Origin of the sequence: Enterobacter sp. BNK-34 (genome assembly GCF_048684445.1) — a bacterium.
GTDB classification, from domain to species: Bacteria; Pseudomonadota; Gammaproteobacteria; order Enterobacterales; family Enterobacteriaceae; genus Enterobacter; species Enterobacter pseudoroggenkampii.
Window position 1 is genome coordinate 1,896,704 of the sequence record NZ_JBLQUA010000001.1, and the last position, 21,349, is coordinate 1,918,052.

Annotated in this window: 16 protein-coding genes; 4 read left to right on the plus strand and 12 right to left on the minus strand. The window is 57.2% G+C overall.

Annotated features, from left to right (window positions below; translation table 11 throughout):
- Positions 1-84: 84 nt before the first annotated feature.
- From kefF to folA, 3 genes are all read left to right on the plus strand, one after another.
- Positions 85-615, plus strand: coding sequence for a glutathione-regulated potassium-efflux system oxidoreductase KefF (kefF, locus tag ACMGG5_RS09235; protein ID WP_024907429.1), 531 nt, complete (start codon positions 85-87; stop codon positions 613-615).
- Positions 608-2,473 carry a glutathione-regulated potassium-efflux system protein KefC gene (gene kefC, locus ACMGG5_RS09240; RefSeq protein WP_157188593.1) on the plus strand — a complete coding sequence of 622 codons (1,866 nt, stop codon included), beginning with the start codon at positions 608-610 and terminating at the stop codon, positions 2,471-2,473. Before kefF ends, kefC begins: the two co-directional genes overlap by 8 nt.
- A gap of 114 nt (positions 2,474-2,587) precedes the next feature.
- Positions 2,588-3,067 carry a type 3 dihydrofolate reductase gene (folA, locus tag ACMGG5_RS09245; protein ID WP_008502023.1) on the plus strand — a complete coding sequence of 160 codons (480 nt, stop codon included), beginning with the start codon at positions 2,588-2,590 and terminating at the stop codon, positions 3,065-3,067.
- A 38-nt stretch (positions 3,068-3,105) separates the two neighbouring features.
- Here the strand turns inward: folA and apaH are convergent, their stop codons facing one another.
- From apaH to lptD, 6 genes are read right to left on the minus strand one after another with little or no spacing between them, the layout of a single operon-like run.
- Positions 3,106-3,954, minus strand: coding sequence for a bis(5'-nucleosyl)-tetraphosphatase (symmetrical) ApaH (gene apaH / locus ACMGG5_RS09250; RefSeq protein ID WP_023310360.1), 849 nt, complete (start codon positions 3,952-3,954; stop codon positions 3,106-3,108).
- 4 nt (positions 3,955-3,958) lie between these two features.
- A complete protein-coding gene (gene apaG / locus ACMGG5_RS09255) occupies positions 3,959-4,336 on the minus strand; it encodes a Co2+/Mg2+ efflux protein ApaG (protein ID WP_024907431.1) in 378 nt (125 codons plus the stop codon).
- A gap of 3 nt (positions 4,337-4,339) precedes the next feature.
- Positions 4,340-5,161 carry a 16S rRNA (adenine(1518)-N(6)/adenine(1519)-N(6))-dimethyltransferase RsmA gene (gene rsmA, locus ACMGG5_RS09260; RefSeq protein ID WP_023310362.1) on the minus strand — a complete coding sequence of 274 codons (822 nt, stop codon included), beginning with the start codon at positions 5,159-5,161 and terminating at the stop codon, positions 4,340-4,342.
- The gene (gene pdxA, locus ACMGG5_RS09265; protein ID WP_024907432.1) at positions 5,158-6,144 is read right to left on the minus strand and encodes a 4-hydroxythreonine-4-phosphate dehydrogenase PdxA; all 987 of its coding nucleotides are present in this window, start codon (positions 6,142-6,144) and stop codon (positions 5,158-5,160) included. The genes rsmA and pdxA overlap by 4 nt, the downstream gene beginning before the upstream one ends.
- Complete coding sequence (surA, locus tag ACMGG5_RS09270; RefSeq protein WP_420277774.1) at positions 6,144-7,430, minus strand: peptidylprolyl isomerase SurA; 1,287 nt, start codon at positions 7,428-7,430, stop codon at positions 6,144-6,146. The genes pdxA and surA overlap by 1 nt, the downstream gene beginning before the upstream one ends.
- Before the next feature lie 53 nt (positions 7,431-7,483).
- On the minus strand, positions 7,484-9,841 hold the full coding sequence (lptD, locus tag ACMGG5_RS09275) for an LPS assembly protein LptD (RefSeq protein ID WP_420277775.1): 2,358 nt from the start codon (positions 9,839-9,841) through the stop codon (positions 7,484-7,486).
- 239 nt (positions 9,842-10,080) lie between these two features.
- Between lptD and djlA the strand changes: the two genes are divergently transcribed.
- Entirely contained in the window at positions 10,081-10,896 is an 816-nt protein-coding gene (djlA, locus tag ACMGG5_RS09280; protein WP_008502016.1) for a co-chaperone DjlA, read from the plus strand.
- Between the two features lie 29 nt (positions 10,897-10,925).
- On the opposite strand, the gene rluA is transcribed toward djlA, so the two are convergent.
- The 6 genes from rluA to araB all read right to left on the minus strand — a co-directional run bounded on the left by rluA (position 10,926) and on the right by araB (position 21,069).
- Positions 10,926-11,585, minus strand: coding sequence for a bifunctional tRNA pseudouridine(32) synthase/23S rRNA pseudouridine(746) synthase RluA (gene rluA / locus ACMGG5_RS09285; protein WP_008502014.1), 660 nt, complete (start codon positions 11,583-11,585; stop codon positions 10,926-10,928).
- Positions 11,586-11,597: 12 nt separating this feature from the next.
- Positions 11,598-14,504 carry an RNA polymerase-associated protein RapA gene (gene rapA / locus ACMGG5_RS09290; protein WP_090419092.1) on the minus strand — a complete coding sequence of 969 codons (2,907 nt, stop codon included), beginning with the start codon at positions 14,502-14,504 and terminating at the stop codon, positions 11,598-11,600.
- Positions 14,505-14,632: 128 nt separating this feature from the next.
- Entirely contained in the window at positions 14,633-16,990 is a 2,358-nt protein-coding gene (polB, locus tag ACMGG5_RS09295; protein WP_090419090.1) for a DNA polymerase II, read from the minus strand.
- A 74-nt stretch (positions 16,991-17,064) separates the two neighbouring features.
- The gene (gene araD / locus ACMGG5_RS09300; RefSeq protein ID WP_090419087.1) at positions 17,065-17,760 is read right to left on the minus strand and encodes an L-ribulose-5-phosphate 4-epimerase; all 696 of its coding nucleotides are present in this window, start codon (positions 17,758-17,760) and stop codon (positions 17,065-17,067) included.
- Between the two features lie 86 nt (positions 17,761-17,846).
- Complete coding sequence (gene araA, locus ACMGG5_RS09305; RefSeq protein ID WP_032649842.1) at positions 17,847-19,349, minus strand: L-arabinose isomerase; 1,503 nt, start codon at positions 19,347-19,349, stop codon at positions 17,847-17,849.
- A 10-nt stretch (positions 19,350-19,359) separates the two neighbouring features.
- Entirely contained in the window at positions 19,360-21,069 is a 1,710-nt protein-coding gene (gene araB, locus ACMGG5_RS09310; protein WP_090419084.1) for a ribulokinase, read from the minus strand.
- Positions 21,070-21,349 lie beyond the last annotated feature (280 nt).

Consider the following 21,349-nt stretch of genomic DNA (forward strand, 5'->3'; position numbering starts at 1 on the left):
CCCGTCAATAATATTCACTATTAGCCTGTTGAATTACTGACTACACTCTTTTGTTAAAAGAAAGCAGTAACAACAGGCTAATCAATGATTCTGATAATTTATGCCCATCCTTATCCGCAGCACTCGCATGCGAATAAGCGGATGCTTGAGCAGGTAAGGACGCTTGATAACGTAGAGATACGTTCCCTCTATCAACTCTATCCCGATTTTAATATCGATATCGCCGCCGAACAGGAGGCGCTTTCCCGTGCCGATCTGATTATCTGGCAGCATCCCATGCAGTGGTATAGCACGCCCCCGCTCCTGAAGCTGTGGATTGATAAAGTCTTCTCCCACGGCTGGGCGTATGGCCACAACGGCAATGCGCTAAAAGGGAAAAGCCTGATGTGGGCGGTCACCACCGGCGGCGGGGAAAGCCACTTTGATATCGGTTCCTTCCCGGGTTTTGACGTCCTGGCACAGCCGCTGCAGGCGACTGCGCTGTATTGCGGTCTGAACTGGCTCCCGCCGTTTGCGATGCACTGCACGTTTGTCTGCGACGATGAAACGCTGCAGGCGCAGGCTCGCCATTATAAACAACGCTTACTTGAGTGGCAGGAGGCGCACCATGGATAGCCATACGCTGATACAGGCGCTGATATACCTTGGCGCAGCGGCGCTGATTGTGCCCGTGGCGGTACGCCTGGGGCTGGGCTCTGTTCTCGGCTACCTGATTGCGGGCTGCGTCATTGGACCGTGGGGCTTTCGACTGGTGACGGATGCAGAGGCGATCCTTCATTTCGCTGAAATCGGCGTGGTGCTGATGCTCTTTGTGATTGGCCTGGAGCTCGACCCGCAGCGGTTGTGGAAGCTTCGCGCATCGGTATTTGGCGGTGGGGCACTGCAGATGGTGGCCTGCGGCCTGCTGCTGGGCGGGTTCTGCATCCTGCTGGGCATGGACTGGAAAGTGGCAGAGCTCATCGGCATGACCCTGGCGCTCTCCTCAACGGCCATTGCCATGCAGGCGATGAACGAACGAAATCTGACGGTATCCCAGATGGGACGTAGCGCGTTCTCGGTGCTGCTGTTCCAGGATATTGCCGCTATCCCGCTGGTGGCGATGATCCCGCTGCTGGCGGCCAGCGGTTCCTCTACCACGCTGGGCGCTTTCGCGCTGTCGGCACTGAAGGTGGCGGGCGCGCTGGCGCTGGTGGTGCTGCTTGGTCGCTACGTCACCCGTCCGCTGCTGCGGTTTGTTGCCCGCTCGGGCCTGCGCGAAGTGTTCAGCGCCGTGGCGCTGTTCCTGGTGTTTGGCTTCGGTCTGCTGCTGGAAGAGGCCGGGCTGTCGATGGCGATGGGGGCGTTCCTCGCAGGCGTTCTGCTGGCGAGTTCTGAATACCGTCACGCGCTGGAAAGCGATATCGAGCCGTTCAAAGGGTTGCTGCTGGGGCTGTTTTTCATTGGTGTGGGGATGTCCGTCGACTTCGGCACGCTGGTGACGCACCCGCTGCGGATCGTCATCCTGCTCGTCGGCTTCCTGATCATTAAAATGGTGATGCTGTGGCTGATTGCGCGTCCATTAAACGTGCCGACCAGGCAGCGCCGCTGGTTTGCCGTGCTGCTGGGGCAGGGGAGTGAATTTGCGTTCGTGGTCTTTGGCGCCGCGCAGATGGCAAACGTGCTCGATCCCGAGTGGGCGAAAGCGCTGACGCTGGCGGTCGCACTGTCGATGGCGGCGACGCCTGTGCTGCTGGTGGTGCTGACGCGTCTGGAAAAATCGGACAGCGAGCAGGAGCGCGAAGCCGATGAGATTGACGAGGAGCAGCCGCGCGTCATCATCGCCGGATTTGGTCGCTACGGGCAGATCGTCGGGCGTTTATTACTCTCCAGCGGCGTGAAGATGGTCATCCTCGATCACGATCCCGACCATGTCGATACTCTGCGTAAATTTGATATGAAGGTGTTTTACGGGGATGCCACCCGCGTCGATCTGCTGGAATCCGCCGGGGCGGCAAAAGCCGAGGTATTGATTAACGCCATTGACGATCCGGAGACCAGCATGCAGATGGTGGAACTGGTTAAAGAGCATTTCCCGGCACTGACCATTATCTCCCGCGCGCGCGATGTGGATCACTACATCAGGCTGCGACAGGCGGGCGTAGACGCACCGGAGCGTGAAACGTTCGAAGGTGCGCTGAAGTCTGGCCGTATGGCGCTGGAAAACCTGGGGCTTGGCGCGTACGAAGCGCGCGAACGGGCGGACCTGTTCCGTCGCTTTAATACCGAGATGGTTGAAGAGATGGCGGCGATGGCGGGCAGTACGGCCACCGAGCGCGCGGCGGTGTTTAAACGCACCAGCGCGATGCTGACGGAAATCATTAACGAGGACCGTAACCACCTGTCGCTGATCCAGCGCCATGGCTGGCAGGGCACGGAAGAGGGCAAGCATACCGGCGATCCGGCTGACGAGCCCGAGAGTAAACCTTCCGCGTGAAGTGGAGTTGCCAGCAATATTAAAAAATTTCTTTATCTTTACCCTGCCGCCAGTCGACGAAAGATTAAGCTTTCCGTATAGTGGCGGCAATTTTTTGCATCCGGGAAATTTTCAATGATCAGTCTGATTGCAGCGCTGGCGGTGGACCGCGTTATCGGTATGGAAAATGCCATGCCGTGGAACCTGCCTGCCGATCTCGCATGGTTTAAACGTACTACGTTAAACAAGCCGGTAGTGATGGGCCGCCTGACCTGGGAGTCGATTGGTCGTCCATTGCCGGGCCGTAAGAATATCGTTATCAGCAGCCAGCCAGGCACTGACGATCGCGTCGAATGGGTAAAATCAGTAGACGAGGCGATTGCTGCATGCGGCAATGCCGAAGAGATTATGGTGATTGGCGGTGGGCGTGTGTACGAGCAGTTCCTGCCAAAAGCGCAGAAGCTGTATCTGACCCACATTGATGCAGAAGTGGAAGGGGATACCCATTTCCCGGACTACGATCCGGACGAGTGGGAATCGGTATTCAGCGAATTCCACGACGCGGATGCACAGAACTCCCACAGCTACTGCTTCGAGATTCTGGAACGTCGTTAAGTAATTTTCCCTCTCCCGGCCGGGAGAGGGAATCATTATCAGGAGGCAACGGCCTCACTTTCTCCTAAGTCCAGCTGTCGGTTGGACGGCTGCACAAAGTAAGCTTTATCTTCCCAGCGTAAGCAGGTTAACTCCCCACCCCAGCAGCATCCGGTATCCAGACCGTAAATCCCTTCCGGCGTTCCTTTTCCTTCCAGTGCTGCCCAGTGACCAAATACCACGCTGTACTCGCTGGTCACCGGTCCCGGAATGGCAAACCACGGTTTCAGCGGGGCGGGCGCGCTTTCCGGCGTCTCTTTGGAATACATATCCAGCTGCCCGTTCGGGAAGCAGAAACGCATGCGGGTGAACGCGTTGGTGATAAAGCGCAGGCGGGCCAGACCGCTGAGATCCTCGCTCCAGTGGTTCGGCATATCGCCGTACATGGCATCAAGGAAGAAAGGATACGAGTCGCTCGCCAGCACCGCCTCAACGTCACGCGCGCAGGTTTTCGCCGTCTCAAGATCCCATTGTGGCGTGATCCCGGCATGCGCCATGACCAGCTTTTTCTCTTCGTCGATCTGCAGCAGGGGCTGACGGCGCAGCCAGTTAATCAGATCGTCCGCGTCCGGCGCATCCAGCAGTGGTGTGAGGCGATCTTTAGGCTTGTTGCGGCTGATCCCGGCGAAAACCGCCAGCAGATGCAGATCGTGATTACCCAGCACCATGCGCACGCTGTCGCCCAGCGATTTGACGAAACGTAATACTTCAAGGGAGCCGGGGCCACGCGCGACTAAATCGCCCGTCAGCCAGAGCGTGTCCTGTCCTGGCGTAAAGTCGACCTGTTTTAACAATGCGATCAGTTCATCGTAGCAACCGTGAACGTCGCCAATCAGATATGTAGACATTAGATTAATGAATGAGTGTAGTAACGGCGAGACGGAACACAGGAATGGCAACGCGGAATCCGTTGCCATCGACGTCGACCATTTCATAATGGCCTTGCATGGTACCCATCGGCGTTTCAATTACCGCGCCGCTGGTGTACTGGTACTCTTCGCCAGGGGCGATGTGGGGCTGTTCACCGACCACACCTTCGCCCTGAACTTCAATTTCGCGGCCATTGCCGTTAGTGATAAGCCAGTAGCGCCCGCGCAGCTGCACGGGCATCCGCCCCAGATTGCGAATGGTCACGGTATAAGCGAAAACAAAACGATCTTCGTCCGGAGAGGACTGTGATTCAACATAGACGCTTTGTACATGGACACATACGCGGGGCGAATCAATCATGGCTTAACTCTCCTTCGGCGGCGCATTATCGCTGATGTAATTAGCCAGCTTGCAGTACTGCTCTACGGAAATATTCTCCGCACGCATTGCCGGGTCGATCCCCAGCTCGGCTAACACCTCTACGGTAAACGAATTGCTCAGGCTGTTACGGATCGTTTTACGGCGCTGGTTAAAGGCTTCTGTGGTAATGCGGCTCAGTACGCGCAGATCTTTAACCGGATACGGTTTCGTCTTGTGCGGCACAAGGCGAACAACCGCTGAATCCACTTTCGGTGGTGGTGTGAACGCTGACGGCGGTACTTCGAGTACCGGGATCACGTTGCAGTAATATTGTGCCATCACGCTTAAACGACCATACGCTTTACTGTTCGGGCCTGCAACCAGACGGTTAACAACCTCTTTTTGCAACATGAAGTGCATGTCGGCAATGGCATCAGTATAGCTAAAGAGGTGGAACATGAGCGGCGTGGAGATGTTGTACGGCAGGTTGCCGAAAACGCGCAGCGGCTGGCCCATTTTTTCCGACAGTTCGCCAAAGTTCATGGTCATGGCATCCTGCTGATAGATGGTCAGCTTCGGCCCGAGGAACGGGTGCGTTTGCAGGCGTGCGGCCAGATCGCGGTCCAGTTCGATGACGGTCAGTTCGTCGAGGCGTTCGCCTACCGGCTCGGTCAGTGCGGCAAGGCCCGGGCCGATTTCGACCATCGCCTGGCCTTTTTGTGGATTAATAGCCGAGACAATGCTTTCGATCACGAACTGATCGTTAAGGAAGTTTTGCCCGAAACGTTTACGGGCTAAGTGGCCCTGATGGACTCGATTAGTCATTGAGTATTAACAATCATTTTGATGGCGAGATTAAGCGCCGTAATAAAACTGCCGACATCCGCTTTCCCCTGGCCTGCCAGATCCAGCGCAGTACCGTGGTCAACGGACGTTCGAATAAAAGGTAAACCGAGGGTGATATTCACCCCGCGGCCAAAGCCCTGATATTTTAGCACGGGCAGGCCCTGATCGTGGTACATCGCGAGCACGGCGTCGGCATTATCCAGGTATTTTGGCTGGAAAAGGGTATCTGCTGGCAGCGGCCCGCTGAGGTTCATCCCCTTCGCCCGCATTTCGTTGAGAACCGGAATAATGGTGTCGATCTCTTCGGTGCCCATGTGCCCGCCTTCGCCCGCGTGCGGATTCAGGCCGCAAACCAGCACATGCGGCTGCGGGATCCCAAATTTTGTCTGCAGATCGTGATGCAAAATCCCGATGATCTCACGCAGGAGATCGGGGGTGATCGCATCCGGAATCGCTTTGATCGGCAGATGGGTGGTCACCAGGGCAACGCGCATCGCTTCGGTCGCCAGCATCATCACCACTTTCGGACTGTGCGAGCGCTCTTCGAAGAACTCCGTATGCCCGGTAAATGGTATGCCCGCTTCGTTGATCACGCCTTTGTGAACGGGGCCGGTAATCAGGGCGGCAAATTCGCCCTTCAGGCAACCGTCGCAGGCGCGCGCAAGGGTTTCAACGACATAGTGGCCGTTTTCCGTGCTGAGCTGACCCGGAATGACCGGCGTTCGAAGGGGAACAGAGAGAAGGGTAAGCGTACCGGCTTGCTGTGGTGCAGGCTGTTGGCCTTCAACGTAAGGTATGAGCGTTAAAGGCAGACCGAGCAGTGTTGCCCGGTCTTGTAACAGTGTTGCATCGGCGCAGACAACCAGTTCTACCGGCCAGCTGAGCTGGGCGAGCTGGACAACGAGGTCAGGCCCAATCCCGGCGGGTTCGCCGGGCGTGATAACAACACGATGCTGTTTCATTAGTTGCTCAGCACTTTCACGTAAGCACTGGCGCGTTGTTCCTGCATCCAGGTGGCTGCTTCTTCAGAGAACTTACGGTTAAACAGCATACGGTAGGCTCTGTCTTTCTGTGCCGCATCCGTTTTATCAACGTTACGGGTGTCCATCAGCTCGATCAAATGCCAGCCAAACGAAGAGTGGATCGGCGTGCTCATCTGGCCTTTGTTCAGCTTCATCAACGCGTCACGGAAGGCAGGATCGTAAATATCCGCAGCCGCCCAGCCCAGATCGCCGCCCTGGTTAGCAGAGCCAGGATCCTGAGAGAACTCTTTTGCGGCCTTCGCAAACGAGGTTTTACCACTCTTAATGTCTGCTGCGATCTGTTCCAGCTTCGCACGCGCCTGATCGTCAGTCATGACCGGTGACGGTTTCAGCAGAATGTGTCGAGCGTGAACTTCGGTGACGGAGATATTTTGGCTCTGGCCCCGCAGATCGTTCACCTTCAGAATGTGGAAGCCCACGCCTGAACGGATAGGACCGACGATATCCCCTTTCTTCGCCGTGCTCAGCGCCTGGGCAAAGATGGATGGCAGCTCCTGAATACGTCCCCAGCCCATCTGGCCGCCTTTCAGCGCCTGTTGGTCAGCGGAGTAGGTGATGGCCAGCTTGCCAAAGTCGCCGCCGTTACGCGCCTGTTCAACAATAGAACGCGCCTGGCTTTCTGCTTCCGCAGCCTGATCGGACGTTGGGTTCTCTGGCAGTGGAATCAAAATGTGGCTCAGATTCAGCTCTGTGCTCGCATCGTTCTGGTTACCCACCTGTTTTGCCAGCGCCTCCACTTCCTGAGGCAGGATAGTGACGCGGCGACGCACTTCGTTGTTACGTACTTCCGAAATCAGCATCTCTTTACGGATCTGATTACGGTAGGTGGCGTAGCTGATGCCGTCATAGGCCAGACGGCTGCGCATCTGATCTAAAGACATATTGTTTTGCTTCGCGATGTTAGCGATCGCCTGATCGAGCTGCTCGTCAGTGACCTTCACACCCATTTTCTGCCCCATCTGCAGAACGATCTGATCCATGATCAGACGCTCCAGGATCTGGTGGCGCAGCGTGGCGTCATCTGGAAGCTGTTGACCGGCTTCGCCCGAATTGAGCTTCACCGATTTCATCAGACCGTCAACGTCACTTTCAAGCACGACGCCGTTGTTAACCACAGCAGCGACTTTATCAACAACCTGGGGGGCCGCGAAGCTGGTATTCGCAACCATAGCGACACCGAGCAGCAGCGTTTTCCAGTTCTTCATACTTTTTCCATTTCAATTAACCGCAAAGCGGATTACGTTGCAAATCAAGCACATTACAAGGAAGTACGATATGGCAGAATATTCGAGCGCAGCATTTTCTGCGTACCCAGACCGTAGTTGGAACTCAGGCCGCGTAGCTCGAAGTTAAAGCCAATCACGTTATCGTATTTGCTCTGATTGTTGTTAGTATCCCAGCCGTTAAGCTTACGTTCGTAACCGACACGCAGCGCGTAGCAGCAGGAGTTATATTGCAGACCCACCATCTGGTCAGCTGCTTTACGAGTGTTGGTGTCAAAGTAGTAAGCGCCAACGACTGACCAGCGATCGGCGATTGGCCAGCTTGCTGCACCACCGACCTGCGAAATACCGTCTTTATACTGTTCCCCATTGCCGTAGTTTGGCAATGTGGCCTGAATATATTCCGGGCTGGCATAACGATAGGTCAACTGCACCATACGGTCTTCATCCCGGCGATACTCAATGGCCGCTGTACTGTTGGCGATATTGTCGAGACGGGTGTCATATTGCACGCCACCGCGCAGACCCCAACGGTCGGTCATACGCCAGTAGGTGTCACCAGCCCAAATCAGCGAACCTGTCTTGTTATCTTTCTCCCACTTAATATTGTCATCGCCCGTGCGAGACTCGGTGAAATAGTAGATTTGACCAACAGAAACGTTAAAACGTTCAACGGCAGCATCATCATAAACGCGCGATGTGACCCCGGTCGTTACCTGGTTTGCCGAGGCGATGCGGTCAAGGCCACCGTAGGTACGGTCGCGGAACAGGCCGCTATAGTCAGACTGCAGTAATGAGGAGTCGTAGTTATTAATATTGCTCTGATCGCGATAAGGCACGTACAGATACTGCATACGTGGCTCCAGCGTCTGGGTATAGCCATCCGCCAGTAGACCCATATTGCGTTCGAAGATCAGCTTGCCGTCCATTTTGAACTGCGGAAGCGTACGGTTTACGGATTCTTCCAGGTGACCGGTATTGTTTGGATTCGCGTTGTAATCATCGATATTTTTCTGCTGATAGTGTGTCGCCATCAGCTTAGCTTCCGTGTTCAGACTTGCCCAGTCATTTGACCATGGCAGGTTGATTACGGGCTCCAGGTGAACGCGGGTGGCTTCCGGCATATTGGAATTTGTGTTTACAAAATGCACCGCCTGACCATAAATACGGGTGTCGAATGGACCCACGTCATTCTGGTACCAGTTAACGTCCAGTTGTGGCTCAGCGCCATAGGTACTCGCCGTTTGGCTATCAAATACCTGGAACTGCTTGCTTGTTACTGTCGCATCAAAGTTCTGCACCGCATAGCCTGCGCTGAAGATCTGCGTGGCATAACCGTCAGTACTCGAACCGTATTTTGACGAGAAATCGTTGAAGTAGTTCGGGTCACTCACCTTGGTGTAGTTGACGTTGAAACGCCAGACCTGATCCATCACACCGGAATGTTGCCAGAAATACATCCAGCGGTGTTTATTACCTTCGGTCGGATGCTCATCCTGGAAGACTTTATCCGACGGCAGATAATCCAGCTCCATCAGACCCGCACCGGCGTGAGTCAGATAGCGGAACTCGTTCTCCCACATGATGTTGCCGCGCTTGTGGATATAGTGCGGCGTGATCGTCGCATCCATGTTTGGCGCGATGTTCCAGTAATACGGCAGGTAGAACTCAAAGTAGTTCGTGGTGCTGTATTTGGCATTTGGGATCAGGAAGCCGGAGCGACGTTTGTCACCCACGGGAAGCTGCAGATAAGGGCTGTAGAATATGGGCACTGGACCCAGTTTGAAGCGGGCGTTCCAGATCTCTGCGACCTGTTCTTCGCGGTCATGGATAACCTCGCTTCCGACCACGCTCCAGGTATTTGAACCCGGCAGACACGACGTGAATGTACCATTTTCCAGGATCGTATAGCGGTTTTCGCCGCGCTGTTTCATCAGGTCTGCGTCACCGCGCCCCTGGCGACCCACCATCTGGTAATCACCTTCCCAGACGTTAGTATCTTTAGTATTCAGGTTTGACCAGGCTTTCGGACCTTTCAGGATGACCTGATTGTCGTCATAGTGCACATTACCCAGCGCATCCACCGTTCGTACCGGCTCGGCCGCACCTTCCGGCTGCTTCTGGTGCAATTGCACTTCATCTGCCTGCAGGCGGCTATTACCTTGGTTAATATCCACATTGCCCGTAAACGTGGCATTGTCAGGGTAAGTCCCTTTCGAACTGTCGGCAGTAATGGTTACCGGCAAGCTATTTGTATCGCCACTCACCAGTGGGCGATTATAACTTGGGACGCCAAGCATACACTGCGAGGCGAGATCGGCCGCCAGCCCCTGTTGACTATACAGGGCGGAGCCAATCATTGTGGCCAGAAGGGTGGGGATACGTTTTTTCATACGTTGTATTTTATTGTTCCGTCATCAGTGGCTACGGCTTACAAACGCTCAGAGACTATCTTACTCATCTGCGCAGTACCAGCGTTAATCCTGCCCGTTTGCGTGCCAGAGTGTTAGGCTCGCTATCGAATGACGAGTATGATAAAGCAAATTATAGGCGATGTCCTTCAATTGACCGTGACTTGAACACAGTGATGATGACGTTGCGTCGGCCAGGAATATGACTATCCGGGGAGTATATGCAGTATTGGGGTAAAATAATCGGCGTTGCGTTCGCCATCATCATGGGTGCCGGGTTCTGGGGGATTGTGCTTGGGCTTATTATCGGCCATATGTTTGATAAGGCGCGCAGCCGCAAAATGGCCTGGTTTGCCAATCAGCGCGAGCGTCAGTCACTCTTTTTCTCCACCACCTTTGAGGTAATGGGGCACTTAACCAAATCCAAAGGGCGTGTCACAGAAGCCGATATTCAGATTGCCAGCGTTTTTATGGATCGTATGAACCTGCATGGCGATTCCCGTCTGGAAGCGCAAAATGCGTTTCGCATCGGTAAATCGGATAACTATCCGCTTCGCGAAAAAATGCGTCAGTTCCGCAGCATCTGCTTCGGACGTTTTGATTTAATTCGGATGTTTCTGGAAATACAAATCCAGGCGGCCTTCGCCGACGGTTCACTTCACCCTAATGAACGTGATGTGCTGTACGTCATTGCGGAAGAGCTGGGCATCTCCCGTATGCAGTTCGACCAGTTCCTGCGCATGATGCAGGGCGGGGCGCAGTTTGGCGGCGGCTATCACCAGCAGTCGTCCGGCGGAGCCTGGCAGCAGGCGCAGCGTGGTCCGACGCTGGAAGATGCCTGCAACGTGCTTGGCGTAAAGCCCTCTGACGACCAGACCACGATTAAACGTGCCTACCGTAAGCTCATGAGCGAGCATCATCCGGACAAACTGGTCGCGAAAGGCCTGCCGCCGGAAATGATGGAGATGGCGAAGCAAAAAGCGCAGGAAATCCAGAAGGCGTACGAGCTCATTAAAGAGAAGAAAGGTTTCAAATAAGAAAAAGCCCGACGATGTCGGGCTTTTTTTTAGAAGTCCACCGGGGCTTTAAACGTCATTGCGTTACCGAAGGCCGGATGGGTGATGGTAAGCGTCTGCGCGTGCAGCTGCAGACGTGGCGCTAAGGCCAGCGCTTCAGGCGGCGCGTAGAAGCGGTCGCCCAGAATCGGATGACCCAGGGCGAGCATATGCACGCGCAGCTGGTGAGAGCGTCCGGTAATCGGCTTAAGCAGGACGCGCGCGGTATTATCCGGCGCGTACTCCAGCACTTCATACTCGGTCTGCGCGGCCTTGCCGGTTTCATAACACACCTTCTGCTTTGGCCGATTCGGCCAGTCGCAGATCAGCGGTAAATCCACCAGCCCTTCCGCCTGCGCAGGGTGGCCCCAGACGCGGGCGACATACTGCTTTTTCGGCTCGCGCTCGCGGAACTGACGTTTTAACTCGCGTTCCGCCGCCTTATTTAACGCCACCACAATCACGCCGCTGGTGGCCATGTCCAGGCGATGGACAGACTCCGCCTGCGGATAATCGCGCTGAATGCGCGTCATCACGCTGTCTTTGTGCTCATCCAGACGCCCCGGCACGGACAACAGGCCGCTGGGCTTGTTGACCACCATAATGTGTTCATCCTGATACAGAATGACCAGCCAGGGATCCTGCGGCGGATTGTAAGGCTCCATCACCATCTTGCGCTCCGTTTACTGATGCGTCACAACGATAAGACGCAGGGCATCCAGACGCCAGCTCGCCTGATTCAGGCTTTCCAGCACCTGCTGACGGTTACTTTCAATCGCCGCCAGCTCGTCGTCACGAATGTTCGGGTTGACGGCTTTTAACGCTTCCAGACGCGACAGCTCCGCAGACAGTTTCTCGTCGGCTTCCGCGCGCGCGGCATCAATCAGCGCTCTGGCCGCTTTCTCAATCTGGGTTTCGCCCAGTTGCAGAATAGCGTGCACGTCCTGCTGGACCGCGTTAACCAGCTTGCTGCCGGTATGGCGGTTCACCGCGCTCAGCTGTCGGTTGAAGCTTTCGAACTCGACCTGTCCGGCCAGGTTCGTGCCGTTTTTGTCCAACAGCAGGCGGACCGGCGTTGGCGGCAGGAAGCGGGTGAGCTGCAGCTGTTTCGGCGCCTGCGCTTCCACAACGTAGATCAGCTCTACCAGCAGGGTGCCGACAGGCAGCGCCTTGTTTTTCAACAGGGAGATGGTGCTGCTGCCGGTATCGCCGGAGAGGATCAGGTCCAGACCGTTGCGGATCAGCGGGTGTTCCCAGGTGATAAACTGGGCATCTTCGCGGGACAGCGCCACGTCACGCTCGAAGGTGATGGTACAGCCATCTTCCGGCAGGCCCGGGAAATCCGGAACCAGCATGTGATCGGACGGGGTCAGGACAATCAGGTTCTCGCCACGGTCGTCCTGGTTGATGCCGACAATGTCGAACAGGTTCATGGAGAAGCTGATCAGGCTGGTGTCATCATCTTGCTCTTCAATACTCTCAGCAAGCGCCTGCGCTTTTTCACCGCCGTTGGAATGGATCTCCAGCAGGCGATCGCGACCCTGTTCCAGCTGCGCTTTCAGCGCGTCGTGCTTCTCGCGGCAGGACTTAATCAGATCGTCAAAGCCGTCGGTGTTTTCCGGCGCGGCCAGGTAGCCGATCAGATCGCCATGCACCTGATCGTAAATGGTGCGGCCCGTCGGGCAGGTATGTTCAAACGCGTCCAGACCTTCGTGGAACCAGCGTACCAGCACGGACTGCGCGGTTTTTTCCAGATACGGCACGTGGATCTGAATATCATGCGCCTGACCAATACGGTCCAGACGGCCGATACGCTGCTCCAGCAGATCGGGGTTAAACGGCAGATCGAACATCACCAGGTTGCTGGCGAACTGGAAGTTACGGCCTTCAGAGCCGATTTCCGAGCACAGCAGAACCTGCGCGCCGCTGTCCTCTTCCCCGAACCACGCCGCGGCGCGGTCGCGCTCGACGATGGACATGCCTTCGTGGAACACGGCGGCACGAATACCTTCGCGCTCGCGCAGGACCTGCTCCAGCTGCAGCGCGGTGGCCGCTTTGGCGCAGATCACCAGCACTTTCTGGGAGCGGTGCGCGGTCAGGTAGCCCATCAGCCACTCCACGCGCGGATCGAAGTTCCACCAGGTGCCGGTATCGCCTTCAAATTCCTGGTAGATTTGTTCCGGATAAAGCATGTCGCGGGCGCGCTCTTCCTGGGTTTTGCGCGCGCCCATAATGCCGGAGACTTTAATCGCCGTCTGATACTGCGTCGGCAGCGGAAGCTTGATGGTGTGCAGCTCGCGTTTCGGGAAGCCTTTGACGCCGTTACGGGTATTTCGGAACAGCACGCGGCTGGTGCCGTGGCGGTCCATCAGCATGTCGATCAGCTCTTTACGCGCGGATTCCGCATTGTCGCTCTCGCTGTTCGCGGCCTGCAGAAGCGGCTCGATATCCTGCTCGCCAATCAGATCGCTCAGGGTGTTGAGTTCGTCATTAGAGAGACGCTTGCCCGCCAGCAGCATGGCGACGGCATCCGCCACCGGACGGTAGTTATTCTGTTCTTCCACGAACTGCGCAAAGTCGTGGAAACGGTTTGGATCGAGCAGGCGCAGACGGGCAAAGTGGCTTTCCAGCCCCAGTTGCTCCGGCGTTGCGGTCAGCAGCAGGACACCTGGCACGCGTTCGGCAAGCTGCTCGATAGCCATATATTCGCGGCTCGGCGCATCTTCGCTCCAGACCAGGTGGTGAGCTTCGTCGACCACCATCAGGTCCCATTCAGCATCGCACAGATGCTCAAGGCGCTGCTTGCTGCGGCGCACGAAGTCCAGGGAGCAAATCACCAGCTGTTCGGTTTCAAACGGGTTGTCCGCATCGTGCTGCGCTTCGGCATAGCGCTCATCGTCAAACAGGGAGAAGCGCAGGTTAAAACGACGCAGCATTTCGACCAGCCACTGGTGCTGCAGGGTTTCAGGAACCACAATCAGCACGCGCTCGGCAGCGCCGGAAAGCAGCTGTTGATGCAGGATCATGCCCGCTTCGATGGTTTTACCCAGACCCACTTCATCTGCCAGCAGCACGCGCGGCGCGTGGCGACGGCCCACGTCATGGGCGATGTTCAGCTGGTGGGGGATCAGGCTGGTGCGCTGGCCGCGCAGGCCGCTCCACGGCATGCGGTACTGTTCACTCTGGAACTTACGCGCGCGATAGCGCAGCGAGAAGCGATCCATACGGTCGATTTGCCCGGCAAACAGGCGGTCCTGCGGCTTGCTGAACACCAGCTTGCTGTCGAGCAGCACTTCACGCAGGATGACATTGGCCTCGTCGGTGTCCAGACGAGTCCCGATGTAGGCGAGCAGTCCATTCTCTTCTTTTACGTCTTCAATCTTGAGCTGCCAGCCGTCATGGCTGGTCACGGTGTCACCCGGATTAAACATCACGCGGGTAACAGGGGAGTCATTGCGAGCGTACAGACGGTTTTCACCGGTGGCTGGGAAGAGGAGGGTAACCATACGCGTATCGATTGCTACGACGGTTCCTAATCCAAGTTCGCTTTCTGTATCGCTGATCCAGCGTTGACCAAGTGTAAAAGGCATAGTTGTTCGGCTCTAATCTTTAATTGCAGGCAATAGTTCGACCCCCGTCAAAAAAGACGGTCATCGAAAAATGGGTCCGGGAATGGAAAGGGCGCTATGGTACTGGATGGCAGCCATTTCGTCACGCGTCAAAATAGGCCAAGTTGTCCTGTCACTAGTGTAGCAAAATCATCGTCGATGAAGGGCAAAATTCCGTCGGCAACCGGCTGAAGCTGACGCGTCAGATAGTGTTCGTAATCCAGCGGAGAACGCTGATAATCCACGGGTTCCGGGCCGCTAATGGTCCAGACGTATTTGATGGTCCCCCGGTTTTGATACTGCGGCGCGCGGCCGCGGCGTACGTTTTCTTCATCCGCGAGACGCGCGGCGCGTACGTGCGGAGGAACGTTACGCTGGTACTCCGCCAGCGGGCGGCGCAGGCGCTTGCGGTACACCAGCTGCGCGTCAAGTTCGCCCGCCATCAGGCTGGCTATCGTCTCGCGCACATAGTCCTGATAGGGCTCATTGCGGAACACTCGAAGATAGAGCGTCTGTTGGAACTGCTGCGCCAGCGGCGTCCAGTCGGTACGCACTGTCTCGAGCCCTTTAAACACCATCCGCTGCGCGTCGCCTTCCTGAATCAGCCCGGCGTAGCGCTTCTTGCTGCCCTGATCGGTACCGCGAATGGTGGGCATTAAAAAGCGGGCGAAATGGGTTTCAAATTCCAGCTCCAGCGCGCTGGTTAACCGCGCTTTCTCCAGATGTTCCTGCCACCAGTCGTTCACGAAGCAGACCAGCGCTTTGCCGATTTGCGCGGCGTCTTCTTCCGAATGCGCGCCCTTAAGCCACACAAAGGTGGAGTCGGTGTCGCCGTAGATGACGTCATAGCCCCGGGATTCAATCAGCGCTTTGGTCTGGCGCATGATCTCGTGCCCGCGCATGGTGATCGAGGAGGCCAGGCGCGGGTCAAAGAAGCGGCAGGCGCTGGTGCCCAGCACGCCGTAAAAGGCGTTCATGATGATTTTCAGCGCCTGTGATAGCGGCTTGTTACCGTGGCGCTTGGCCTCGTCGCGGCCGTTCCAGATGTTTCCCACAATGTCAGGCAGACAGTGTTTTTCCCGCGAGAAGCGTGCGCCGAGGAAGCCTTCGGTGCTGTGCTCATCATCCGGCTGGGCCAGGCCCTCAACCAGCCCGACGGGATCGATCAGGAAGGTGCGGATTATCGACGGGTACAGACTTTTGTAGTCCAGGACCAGAACGGAGTCATACAATCCTGGCCGGGAATCCATGACGTAGCCGCCGGGGCTGGCCTGCGGCGGCACCTCCCCGAGGTTAGGGGCGACATAACCTGCCCGGTGCATTCGGGGAAAGTAGAGATGGCTAAAGGCGGCAACCGAGCCACCGTGCCTGTCGACCGCTAGGCCGTTAACCGTCGCGCGCTCCAGCAGGAACGGCATAATCTCGGTTTTGTGGAATATCTGCGTGACCAGCTCGCAGTCTTTCAGGTTATAGGTGGCGAGCGCGGGCTTGTCTTCGTTAAAGCGCCGGTCGATCTCGTCCATTCTATCCCAGGGATTATCGATGGATTTACCTTCGCCAAGCAGCTCCTGCGCCACTGCTTCAAGGGAGAAGGAAGAGAAGCTCCAGAAGGCGGATTTGAGCGCCTCGATGCCGTCAATAATCAGGCGGCCGTTCGCCTGTGCGAAGAAAACGCCGTTCTTAAAACCGTGTTCGCGCCATTCCAGCTCGCTGTTGCCGCGCCCGAGCATCAGCGGGATGCGGTAGCGCTCGGCGTGTTTTTGCAGCACGCGCAGGTCAAACTGCACCACGTTCCAGCCGATCAGAACATCGGGATCGTAGTCGGCAAACCACTGGTTAAGCTTCTCCAGCAGCTGCGGGCGGCTGTTGACGTACTCAAGCCTGAAATCCAGCGCGGAGGCATCACCATTTGGCGGCCCAAGCATATAGACAACCCGATCGCCACAGCCTTCCAGGCCAATGCAATACAGTTCGCCGTGACGGGTGGTTTCGATATCCAGGGAGACCCACTTCAGCGGTGGGCGATAGTGCGGATTCGGCTTCAGGCGCGCGTTAACGACGCCGCCGTTTTGTTCGATGCCATCAACCCAGACGGGGGCGGTAATAAACCGCTCCATCAGAAAGCGCTCCGGTGGGCGGATATCGGCTTCGTAGAGCGTCACGCCCGCCTCGCGGAGCAGTTTTTCATAGCGCATCAGCTGTCGATGGGCGCGACAGTAGAGGCCGTAAACCGGCTGGCGGTGGAAATCTTTCAGTTCAAGCGGGGTTATGCGCCAGCCGTTTTCGCCGCGCAGCAGCTGTTTCACCTTCTCGACGTGGGCTTCAGGAATAAAGGCCACGGATTCCTGCGGGGGCAGCGTAACGTGCAGCGGACCGTTGTCCGTCGCCAGCCAGAACGCGACCTCGGTGCCCTGCGGGGTATCCCGCCAGTGTCGGGTCAGTAAAAAACCTTCTTGCGCCTGCGCCACGCCGTTATCCCAGAAAACAAAACCAGGCCTGATTATAGCCTGGTTAAGATTTTAATGCTGGGTTTATATACAGCTTACTGCCCGTAGTAGGCCTTCGCACCGTGCTTGCGCAGGTAATGCTTATCCAGCAGGGTTTGCTGCATATCCGGCAGCTGCGGTGCCAGCTGGCGACAGAAGATCCCCATATAGGCGATCTCTTCGAGCACGATGGCGTTATGCACCGCGTCCTCCGCGTTTTTCCCCCAGGCAAACGGGCCGTGGGAGTGCACCAGCACGCCGGGCATCTGCGCCGCGTCGATCCCCTGTTTTTCGAAGGTTTCGACAATCACGTTGCCGGTTTCCCACTCATACTCACCGTTGATTTCTGCATCGGTCATCAGACGCGTGCAGGGAATGGTGCCGTAAAAGTAGTCCGCGTGTGTGGTACCGGTCGCCGGGATGGACTGGCCCGCCTGCGCCCAGATGGTGGCATGGCGCGAATGGGTATGCACGATGCCGCCGATGGTCGGGAATGACCGATAGAGCAGGCGGTGAGTGGGCGTATCGGAGGACGGTTTTTTGTTGCCTTCCACCACTTCGCCGGTCTCGAGGCTGACAACCACCATATCGTCTGCGGTCATCACCGTGTAACCCACGCCGGAAGGCTTAATCACGAACACGCCTTTTTCCCGATCAACGGCGCTGACGTTGCCCCAGGTCAGGGTCACCAGATTATGTTTCGGCAGCGCCAGGTTGGCTTCGAGCACCTGACGTTTGAGATCGTCTAACATAGTTGTCTCCTGCCGGATGGCGCTTCGCTTATCCGGCCTACGAAACCGTAGGCCCGGTAAACGCAGTGCCACCGGGCATTCAGGGCTTAGCGTTTTGAACCGTAATAGACTTCATTCCAGCGCAGCGCGTCTTTGAAGGCGGGCAGGCGGGTATCGTTATCAATCACGGTAAGCTCGATGTCGTGCAGCTCGGCGAACTGACGCATATCGTTCAGATCCAGCGCGTGGCTGAACACCGTATGGTGCGCGCCGCCGGCCAGGATCCAGGCCTCTGAGGCGGTTGGCAGGTCAGGCTGCGCTTTCCACAGGGCGTTGGCGACCGGCAGTTTCGGCAGAGAATGTGGGGTTTCAACCGCATCGACGCAGTTCACCAGCAGGCGGAAACGATCGCCGAGGTCGATCAGGCTGGCGTTGATGGCCGGGCCCGTGCGGGTGTTGAAGATCAGACGCGCCGGATCGGCTTTACCGCCGATGCCGAGGTACTGCACGTCGAGGATCGGTTTTTCCTCTACCGCGATGGAAGGACACACTTCCAGCATGTGCGAGCCGAGCACCAGGTCATTGCCGTTTTCGAAGTGGTAGGTGTAGTCCTCCATAAAGGAGGTGCCGCCCTGCAGACCGGTCGACATCACCTTCATGATGCGAAGCAGAGCGGCAGTTTTCCAGTCGCCTTCGCCCGCAAAGCCGTAGCCCTGCTGCATCAGACGTTGTACCGCCAGACCCGGCAGCTGTTTCAGGCCGTGGAGATCTTCAAAGGTGGTGGTAAAGGCGTGGAAGCCGCCCTGTTCCAGGAAGCGCTTCATGCCCAGCTCGATGCGCGCCGCGTCCAGCACGTTCTGACGCTTGTCGCCGTTGATTTGTGCCGCAGGCGTCAGGCGGTAGCTGCTTTCGTACTCGTCCACCAGCGCGCTCACGTCGCCGTCGCTGATTTCATTCACCACCTGCACCAGGTCGCCCACGGCCCAGGTATTCACGGAGAAGCCGAACTTGATCTGCGCGGCCACTTTGTCGCCGTCGGTGACCGCCACTTCACGCATGTTGTCCCCGAAACGTACCACTTTCAGGTGGCGGGTGTCCTGTTTAGAGACCGCCTGACGCATCCAGGAGCCGATACGCTGTTGCGCTTTGCCGTCCTGCCAGTGGCCGGTGACCACCGCGTGCTGCTGACGCATACGCGCGCCGATGAAGCCGAACTCGCGGCCGCCGTGCGCGGTCTGGTTCAGGTTCATAAAGTCCATGTCGATGCTGTCCCACGGCAGGGAGGCGTTGAACTGGGTATGGAACTGCAGCAGCGGTTTGTTGAGGATAGACAGGCCGTTGATCCACATTTTGGCGGGTGAGAAGGTGTGCAGCCACACCACCAGGCCGGCGCATTTATCGTCGTAGTTGGCGTCGCGGCAGATGTGGGTAATTTCATCCGGCGTCGTGCCCAGCGGTTTTAGCACCAGTTTGCACGGCAGTTTGGCTTCCGCGTTCAGCGCGTTAACGACGTGCTCCGCATGTTTCGTCACCTGCTGCAGCGCTTCCGGTCCATACAGATGCTGGCTGCCAATCACAAACCACACTTCATAATTATTAAAAATGGTCATCATCGTGTCCTTAATGGGTCAGGGTTGCCGTAGTGTCCGCGGTGCTTTTGGCCGGGGCGGCGACAGGGAGATAGTGAAGTTCGGCGCTTTTTGCCCATTGCTGGTAGCGCTGATAAAGCTGTTCAAAGCGTTGTGCCTGTTGAGTACGCGGCTGGAGTGTGTTTTCGACGGCGCTCGCCATGTGCTGCTGCGCGGTCGGGATATCCGCATGAACGCCTGCGGCCACGGCGGCGAAAATCGCCGCGCCCAGCGCGCAGCACTGATCGGAGGCCACAATCTGCAGCGGACGGTTCAGCACGTCGCAGCAGGCCTGCATGATCACCGGGTTTTTACGGGCGATACCGCCCAGCGCCATCACGTTGTTCACGTCGATGCCCTGCTCGGTGAAGCACTCCATAATGGCGCGGGCACCAAAGGCGGTGGCGGCAATCAGTCCGCCGAACAGCGCAGGCGCGTCGGTCGCCAGGTTGAGATCCGCGATCACCCCTTTCAGACGCTGGTTGGCAAACGGCGTGCGGCGGCCGTTAAACCAGTCCAGCACCACCGGCAAATGTTCGAGAGACGGATTTTTGGCCCAGGCTTCGGTGAGCTGCGGCAGAAGCTGCTTTTTGCTCTCTGCTATCTGGGTTTTCAGTTCAGGATGCACCGCCGCCAGCCGATCCAGCGGCCAGCCCAGCACGCGGCCAAACCAGGCGTAGATATCGCCAAACGCGGACTGACCGGCCTCCAGACCGATGAAGTCCGGCACCACGCTGCCGTCAACCTGGCCGCAGATGCCTTTCACCGCGCGGTCGCCGACGGTGGCTTTATCCGCCGTCAGGATGTCGCAGGTGGAGGTCCCGATGACTTTGACCAGCGTGTTTGGCTGCGCGCCCGCGCCCACGGCGCCCATATGGCAGTCAAACGCGCCGCCGGAGATCGCCACGTTTTGCGGCAGACCGAGACGCGTCGCCCACTCCTCACAGAGGGTGCCGACGGGAATATCGGCGGTAAAGGTGTCGGTAAACAGCGGGTATGTCAGGCTCTTGTTGATGATCGGGTCGAGCTCATCGAAGAACGCGGCCGGAGGCAGGCCGCCCCAGCTTTCATGCCACAGGGATTTATGCCCGGCGCTGCAGCGACCGCGGCGGATATCCTGTGGACGCGTGGTGCCGGAGAGCAGGGCAGGCACCCAGTCGCATAGCTCAACCCATGACGCTGCAGCCTGCGCAACGGTTGCGTCGGCACGGGTGACGTGGAGGATCTTGGCCCAGAACCATTCGCTGGAATAAATTCCGCCGATGTAGCGCGAGTAGTCCGTTTTGCCCGGCTGATGGCACAGGCGGGTAATGGCTTCGGCCTCTTCCACGGCGGTATGGTCTTTCCACAGCACGAACATGGCGTTCGGGTTGTCGGCAAACTCAGGACGCAGCGCCAGCACGCGGCCTTCGGCATCCACAGGGGCCGGCGTGGAGCCGGTGCTGTCGACGCCAATGCCGACAATCTCAGCCCGCTGGGCGTCCGACAGTTCAGCCAGGACGGTTTTGATCGCCGCTTCCATCGACTCAATGTAGTCACGCGGGTGGTGGCGGAACTGGTTGTTTGGCGCATCGCAGTAGCGCCCCTCTTGCCAGCGCGGGTACCACTCAACGCTGGTTGCTATCTCCTGGCCGGACGTACAGTCCACTGCCAGCGCGCGAACCGAATCGCTGCCAAAATCGAGGCCAATCGCAATTGCCATGGTGTTGCTCCATCGAAAAAAGAGGTATGGAAGAACATTAGAGACTGGGGACAAAAGTCGTCAGGCAGGATCCGCTAATCTTATGGACTAAATTGCTGTTACAACGGAAAGTGTGACGCCGTGCAAATATTCAATGTGGACATTTCTGCCGCACTTATAGACACTTTTGTTACTGCTTATCTGCCTGCTCAGGCGGAGAAATCAGGGGGAAAGGCTGAAACATGGCGGACGTAAAAGCGGCGTGATGCTTTTTGGATCTTTTCGCGGGCCATTTTTAAGC

Coding starts and splice junctions, on each gene's coding strand:
- pdxA (WP_024907432.1), bottom strand. CDS start 6,144: ATGAAACAGCATCGTGTTGTTATCACGCCCGGCGAACCCGCCGGGATT.
- rluA (WP_008502014.1), bottom strand. CDS start 11,585: ATGGTGATGGAGCCTTACAATCCGCCGCAGGATCCCTGGCTGGTCATT.
- rapA (WP_090419092.1), bottom strand. CDS start 14,504: ATGCCTTTTACACTTGGTCAACGCTGGATCAGCGATACAGAAAGCGAA.
- araB (WP_090419084.1), bottom strand. CDS start 21,069: ATGGCAATTGCGATTGGCCTCGATTTTGGCAGCGATTCGGTTCGCGCG.
- apaH (WP_023310360.1), bottom strand. CDS start 3,954: ATGTCTACATATCTGATTGGCGACGTTCACGGTTGCTACGATGAACTG.
- apaG (WP_024907431.1), bottom strand. CDS start 4,336: ATGATTGATTCGCCCCGCGTATGTGTCCATGTACAAAGCGTCTATGTT.
- folA (WP_008502023.1), top strand. CDS start 2,588: ATGATCAGTCTGATTGCAGCGCTGGCGGTGGACCGCGTTATCGGTATG.
- rsmA (WP_023310362.1), bottom strand. CDS start 5,161: ATGACTAATCGAGTCCATCAGGGCCACTTAGCCCGTAAACGTTTCGGG.
- kefF (WP_024907429.1), top strand. CDS start 85: ATGATTCTGATAATTTATGCCCATCCTTATCCGCAGCACTCGCATGCG.
- surA (WP_420277774.1), bottom strand. CDS start 7,430: ATGAAGAACTGGAAAACGCTGCTGCTCGGTGTCGCTATGGTTGCGAAT.
- araD (WP_090419087.1), bottom strand. CDS start 17,760: ATGTTAGACGATCTCAAACGTCAGGTGCTCGAAGCCAACCTGGCGCTG.
- araA (WP_032649842.1), bottom strand. CDS start 19,349: ATGACCATTTTTAATAATTATGAAGTGTGGTTTGTGATTGGCAGCCAG.
- djlA (WP_008502016.1), top strand. CDS start 10,081: ATGCAGTATTGGGGTAAAATAATCGGCGTTGCGTTCGCCATCATCATG.
- kefC (WP_157188593.1), top strand. CDS start 608: ATGGATAGCCATACGCTGATACAGGCGCTGATATACCTTGGCGCAGCG.
- lptD (WP_420277775.1), bottom strand. CDS start 9,841: ATGAAAAAACGTATCCCCACCCTTCTGGCCACAATGATTGGCTCCGCC.